Raw genomic sequence first — 6,647 nt, forward strand, 5'->3', positions numbered from 1 at the left:
ATGGCGTGGACTGTGGCGGATGTCGATGGCGATCAGGTGCTAAAAGTGGGCTTGCGTGAAGATGAAACCGATAAGCTGGATTAGTGAGGCTGGGTATTGGGAGTATTAAAAGATAAAGCGGCAGTGTCACTGAGCTGTGCAGCCTCAGCAGAAGGCTGTGCCTTGCTGGCAGGTTCGATCGTGTGGGTCGTTAAACCGGACGCTTTTAATTCTGTCAACGCACCCAAATAGCTCACGGCTTGATAGCCTAAAGCTTGTAACGCTTGGCTGGCTTGTTGATCGCGAAATTGGCCTCGTCCGTATAGCTTAATCACGGTATTTTTGTCGGGATAACGGGTACTGACGCCGCGGGCAACATGAGTGTGGGGAATATGTATCGCATTATGCAAGTGCTCTATGGCGTATTCTTCTTTACTGGCGACATCTATCCATACTTCGGTATTGGCGTTAGCCCATACCGACCAGCTACATAATAGTGTGACTACCCAGCCCTTCATCATATACTCTGCTACATAAATTAAAGACATTGAGTGTAGAGCAGAAGGAGCTGGGTATCTTGTATAAACAGCGTGCAGCCGACAGAAGTCGGCACACTCGCGCAATAAAAAATCCTCCGCTGGCGGAGGATTTTTTATTAACTGATGACGTATCTGTGCTTTAAGCTTAAGAGAGTAAGTAAGTTAAAATTTCTACCACTTGCTCTGGCTCACGACAAGTTGCCTTGGCCGCTTCGTCTACTTCTTTAAGTGGGTGGTCTAACTCAGCATCGTGCAGAGTCACAATGGGCTTACCAGAGGCAACAGCAAAGCCGGCATCAAAGGCGGCATTCCACTGTTTGTACTTAGGTCCAAAACGCACTACTACTAAATCGGCCGCTTTAATTTGGGTAGAGGTGCGAATGCTGTTAATGCCTGATGCTTTACGATCACGCCAAAAGTTGTCTTCTTCGCTACCTAAAATATTAACGCCGACCATGTCGCTGGCATCATGGTCAGTAACCGCTGAACTAAATTCAACCGTAAGGCCCGCAGCCTTAGTGCCTTCGATAATACGCTCACGCCAATCGGTGTGAATTTCGCCAGATAAATACACGTTCCACGTTTTCTGAGTCATTATGTATTCCTTATTGCTCACAGAAGTAACTAAAATAAAGTACAGTTGTTAAATGCTACCTTATTATGACGACAAAATCAGCCCCCCTAGAGCAGGCTGCAACAGCTTGTTATACCAATCTGTAAAACTAACTGATCTTTTTCCGTGTCTTCCGTGGCAAAAATAGTCCTTAGTTTTTTTACTTAATACAAACTGACCATATACTTACTTAGATTGGTATAACCCAGGCGCTATCTGGTTACTGTTATGTTTAAACATAAAAAAAGCCGGTCTTGCGACCGGCTTTTTAAGTACTGAGTATAAAATTTAACTTAAGAGGTTAACTCTTAGTTAGCACCCTCAGTGCTTACTTTTTTTTGAGCATTACCAGCGTCATTGCCGCCGCTCATGTTCTTTTCAATTTCTTCACGCTCACGCGCTTCATCTTGTAGTGATTTCTTAGGCAGAACAATATTCAAGATAAAAGAAGTCAGTGCTGCAATAATCACAGGGTTAGTCAGTGAACCTAGCATTTCTGGTAGCATAGCTACAGAAGCAGGCTTAGCTGCCACACCCATGGCCAGAGCAACAGACAAGGCGGCGATAGTCACGTTACGTGAAGACAGCTCGTCTTTAACCAACAGCTGGATACCCGTCATGGTGATCATACCGAATACGATGATGGTTGCACCACCAATTACAGGGTAGGGGATGGTCAACATAATGGCAGAGAACTTGGGTAGTAGACCAGCTAAAATCATGAAGATTGCAGCAATACCCAGTACATAGCGGCTGATAACCTTAGTCATTGCCACAATACCTACGTTCTGACTGAACGAAGAGGTTGGCAGCGAACCAAAGAAAGAACCAATGAACGTCGTCAAACCGTTACCAATTAAGCCACCAGACATTTCCTTGTCTTGCAACTCACGGTTCATACCACCTACAGCAGTTGCTGATAAGTCACCAATGGTTTGTACTGAGTTAACAATACAAATAATAACCATAGGAACAACAGCACCAATCGGGAAGTGAAGACCAAACTCAAGCGGCATCGGCAGGTACGCCCAGTCAGCAGTCGCTACACGATCTAGGCTAACCATACCAAACAGTGAACCCAGGGCATAACCAGCAACAATACCGATAATGATGGCGGCTAAGCGGAAGTAACCTTTACCAAATTGTGAGCAAAGCAGTACAACAAGTAGAGTAACCGCAGCCACTAACCAGTTCTGACCACTACCAAACTCAGGGTTAGGTGCACCGTTTACAAAGGCATTACCGGCCATGTAGTTGATTGCCACGCCGTACAAAGACAGACCAATCACCAATACCACGGTACCGGCCACTACTGGTGGGAACAAATGACGGATGTGTTTAATAAGCAGGCCAACCAATATCATGGCGACACCACCAATGACCTGCGCACCCATAATGGCGTCAATGCCATATCGCTCACCGGTCGCAGGATCTATGCTGTTGGCTACCGATAACAAGGTAGGCATGTAGGCGAAGCCTACCCCAAAGATAACTGGCATACGTGCGCCAATACTACCTATCGAGTAAAGCTGTAATAAAGTCGATAAACCAGAAAACAACAAAGCTACCTGAATAAGCAGTGTTGATTCTTGTGGACTTAAACCGACTACGTTTGCAACAATAAGAGGTGGCGTTACTGCACCCATGATCATCGCTAAGATGTGCTGTAGTGATAACGGTAGTGCCTTGCCGAAACCAGGCTTCCCGTAAAAGTCGAATATCGACTTGCTGTGTACATGACTTTGTTTCATTGCAATAAGTCCCTGAGTTTTGCTCAAGTGGGGAGGAGCCTGTTGTGCAATATTGCAACAACGTAACTACAACCACCAGTAATGACGTTAATCGCTGGAATCCCTGGCTAACTCGTCTTTTTTGTATACACAGCTTCTGGTGAAGTCACTGTTAATACAAAGAAAACACACCAAATCCAGCAAAAATCAGACGCACAACTTTGATGCGACTCGCGTTGTGTTCGACTACTTGGTTAAACACTAGGTGTAATGTATACATTTATGTAAACATTAAAGCAACATTTTGTTTGTTTTTGTTTGAAATGTTTCGAGATAGATCGCAAAAGTATTAGCTGATATTTATTGCTAATAGATGCGGCGAGGAATACCCGTTCGCTCCAAAATTTTTGCTGAAATCTCTTCTACAGAATGATAAGTAGTATCAATAAAAGGGATGGCTTCCATTCGAAATAAACGCTCAACTTGCCCCAGTTCGTAGCGACACTGTTCAGCTGCTGAATAGGCACTATTTGCCATACGACGTTGGCGAATCTCTTGCAGCCGACCAGAATCTATGGTGAGGCCAAAAAGCTTGTGCCTATTGGCTTTAAGGGCATTTGGTAGCTCCATTTGCTGCATATCTTGATCAATAAAGGGATAGTTAGCGACCCTAATCCCAAATTGCAATGCAAGATATAAGCTGGTTGGCGTTTTGCCACAGCGAGACACACCAATTAAAATAAGATCCGCTTCATCATAGGCTTTTGTGGTCATGCCATCATCATTCTCTAGGGCATAATTCACGGCATCAATACGGGTGTCGTAATGTTTCTTATTCTCCATGCCATGGGTGCGATGTGTACGAGGGTCGGCTTTTACCCCCAGCTGTTGCTCTATTGGTGTTACGACGGTGTTAAGAAAGTCGTAGTGCTTAGCTTCACTATTGGTGATGATGTTGCGCAACTTTGTATCCACTACAGTGTGGAAGACTAAAGGTAACTTCCCACTTTTATGGTAGCTCTCATTAATTTTATCTTTGACTGCTTGTGCTTTGTCTTCATCTCCCACAAACGGCATGGTGACTTGTTCAAAAGGCAGCGGAAACTGACTTAATACCGCATGACCAAAAACTTCGGCTGTGATCGCCGTCCCATCAGAAACATAAAAAACCGTGTGCATTAGGCCTCCAGATCTCACTTTTGTGCATTAGTGCAGGTTAAACCTTACCTGTATTTTTAGGTTATTGTAGAATTCATTACGTGCCGAGCTTGCTCAAAGCCAGCTCGATAATAATAAGCTCACATGCACATCAATAAACATGTAAATATTCGCAACCCAAAATCACTGTTGGAGACGTGGCCGTGAAGGAATATGTAATTTGGTACGAACAACTCGGAATGCAAGACGTAGACCGAGTAGGTGGCAAGAACGCTTCTTTAGGCGAAATGATCAGCCAATTGGCCGGGGCCGGCGTGTCTGTGCCTGGCGGGTTCGCAACCACTGCTTATGCCTTTAACGAGTTTTTAGAGCAAAGTGGTCTGAATGCTAAAATTCATGATTTGCTCGATACCCTAGATGTCGACAATATTAGTGCATTAGGTGAAGCGGGAAATACCATTCGCCAGTGGATTATAGAGACCCCATTTCAACCCGAGCTTGAAAGTGCAATCAATGAAGCTTATCAAGCCTTAACCGGAAAAATGGGCGATGAAGCTTCCTTTGCCGTGCGCTCGTCTGCCACTGCTGAAGATATGCCTGACGCCTCTTTTGCTGGCCAACAAGAAACCTTCTTAAACGTACGTGGCTTAGATTCTGTGATGGAATCTATTAAACACGTATTTGCTTCTTTATTTAATGACCGCGCCATCTCTTATCGTGTACACCAAGGTTATGCTCACCAAGGGGTCGCCTTGTCTGCGGGTATTCAGCGCATGGTTCGCTCTGATATTGCTTCGTCAGGGGTGATGTTTACCATAGACACAGAGTCGGGCTTTGAAGATGTGGTCTTTATTACCTCTTCTACAGGCTTGGGAGAAATGGTAGTGCAGGGGGCGGTAAACCCTGATGAGTTTTATGTACATAAGCCCACTCTAAAAGCAGGTCGTCCAGCAGTTGTGCGTAAGACCTTAGGCTCTAAATTGCAAAAAATGACCTATGCCCAAGGCCAAGCACTGGGTCAGCAGGTGGATATCAAAGAAACCAGCAAAGAGGAGCGTAATCAATTCTCGCTGACCGACACCGAAGTGATGGAGCTTGCCAAGCAAGCGGTGATTATTGAGCAGCACTACGGTCGCCCCATGGACATTGAGTGGGCGAAAGACGGCCTTGATGGTCAGTTATATATAGTGCAGGCACGTCCAGAAACCGTACGCAGCCGCCAAGATAGCAATGTGTTAGAGCGTTTTGCACTCAGTGAACACAGTGACGTGATAGTGGAAGGTCGTGCCATTGGTCATAAAATTGGCGCAGGCCCTGCCAAGGTGATTGCTTCACTAGAGCAAATGGATGATGTGAAAGCGGGTGATGTCTTGGTAACTGATATGACGGACCCTGATTGGGAGCCGATCATGAAGCGCGCCTCAGCCATTGTGACTAACCGTGGTGGCCGTACCTGTCATGCGGCCATTATTGCCCGCGAGTTAGGTATTCCGGCGGTCGTGGGCTGTGGTGATGCCACGTCGCGCATTAGTGAAGGCCAAGACATTACCGTGTCTTGTGCCGAAGGCGACACCGGTTTTGTCTATCAGGGGCAGCTTGACTTTAATATTAACGTTTCTGAAGTGGGAGCCATGCCAGCCTCACCGGTTAAGGTGATGATGAACGTGGGCAACCCCGATCGCGCCTTTGACTTTGCTCAACTTCCTAATGCCGGTGTGGGCTTAGCCCGCTTAGAGTTTATTATTAACCGCATGATTGGCGTGCACCCAAAAGCGCTGCTTAATTACGCGACCGAAACTCCCAAGCTGCAACAGCAAATTGACGACATTATTGCCGGTTACGACAGCCCAAGAGAGTTTTTTGTGGCCAAACTCACCGAAGGTATCGCCACCTTAGCCTCGGCATTTTGGCCAGAGCGTGTCATTGTGCGTATGTCTGACTTTAAGTCGAATGAATACGCTAATTTATTGGGGGGTGATGCTTACGAGCCTGATGAAGAAAACCCCATGCTGGGCTTTCGCGGGGCATCACGGTATATCTCAGAAGACTTTCGTGACTGTTTTGCCATGGAATGCGAAGCCATGAAGCGGGTTCGTAACGACATGGGCTTAACCAACGTTGAAATCATGATCCCCTTTGTGCGTACCGTGAATGAAGCAGCGTCTGTGATTGATATTTTGGCCGAAAATGGTCTTAAGCGCGGCGAAGCAGGCTTAAAAGTGATCATGATGTGTGAGCTACCCTCTAACGCCTTGTTAGCCGATAAATTTTTGGCTTACTTTGATGGCTTTTCGATTGGCTCAAACGACATGACTCAGCTGGCATTAGGGTTAGACCGAGATTCAGGCTTAGTGGCCGCCTCATTTGATGAACGTGATGAGTCAGTAAAAGCATTGTTATCTATGGCCATTCAAGCAGCGCGCAAAGCCGGTAAATACGTGGGTATTTGTGGTCAAGGCCCCTCAGATCACAAAGATTTTGCCGCCTGGCTGGTAGAGCAGGAGATTGACTCGGTATCATTAAATCCCGATACCGTGATTGACACTTGGTTGTATCTGGCAGAACACGCCAACAAGTCATAACAGAAAAGATATAATCAATATAAAGGGTGCCGAGGCGCCCTTTTTT

Annotated in this window: 5 protein-coding genes; 1 reads left to right on the forward strand and 4 read right to left on the reverse strand. The window is 46.0% G+C overall.

The genetic code is table 11. From position 1 onward, the window contains the following. Positions 1 to 80: 80 nt before the first annotated feature. The 4 genes from ACTHY5_RS10435 to ppsR all read right to left on the reverse strand — a co-directional run bounded on the left by ACTHY5_RS10435 (position 81) and on the right by ppsR (position 4,040). Positions 81 to 500, reverse strand: coding sequence for a rhodanese-like domain-containing protein (locus ACTHY5_RS10435; RefSeq protein ID WP_441879382.1), 420 nt, complete (start codon positions 498 to 500; stop codon positions 81 to 83). A gap of 163 nt (positions 501 to 663) precedes the next feature. Then, entirely contained in the window at positions 664 to 1,113 is a 450-nt protein-coding gene (locus tag ACTHY5_RS10440) for a YtoQ family protein (protein WP_441879384.1), read from the reverse strand. 326 nt (positions 1,114 to 1,439) lie between these two features. Continuing rightward, entirely contained in the window at positions 1,440 to 2,882 is a 1,443-nt protein-coding gene (locus ACTHY5_RS10445) for a uracil-xanthine permease family protein (protein ID WP_441879386.1), read from the reverse strand. 345 nt (positions 2,883 to 3,227) lie between these two features. Further along, positions 3,228 to 4,040, reverse strand: a complete 813-nt coding sequence (gene ppsR, locus ACTHY5_RS10450; RefSeq protein ID WP_441879388.1) for a posphoenolpyruvate synthetase regulatory kinase/phosphorylase PpsR — start codon at positions 4,038 to 4,040, stop codon at positions 3,228 to 3,230. Positions 4,041 to 4,222: 182 nt separating this feature from the next. Between ppsR and ppsA the strand changes: the two genes are divergently transcribed. Beyond that, on the forward strand, positions 4,223 to 6,601 hold the full coding sequence (ppsA, locus tag ACTHY5_RS10455) for a phosphoenolpyruvate synthase (RefSeq protein WP_441879390.1): 2,379 nt from the start codon (positions 4,223 to 4,225) through the stop codon (positions 6,599 to 6,601). Positions 6,602 to 6,647: the final 46 nt, after the last annotated feature.

Origin of the sequence: Oceanisphaera sp. (genome assembly GCF_052084945.1) — a bacterium.
In the GTDB taxonomy this organism is placed as follows: domain Bacteria; phylum Pseudomonadota; class Gammaproteobacteria; order Enterobacterales; family Aeromonadaceae; genus Oceanimonas.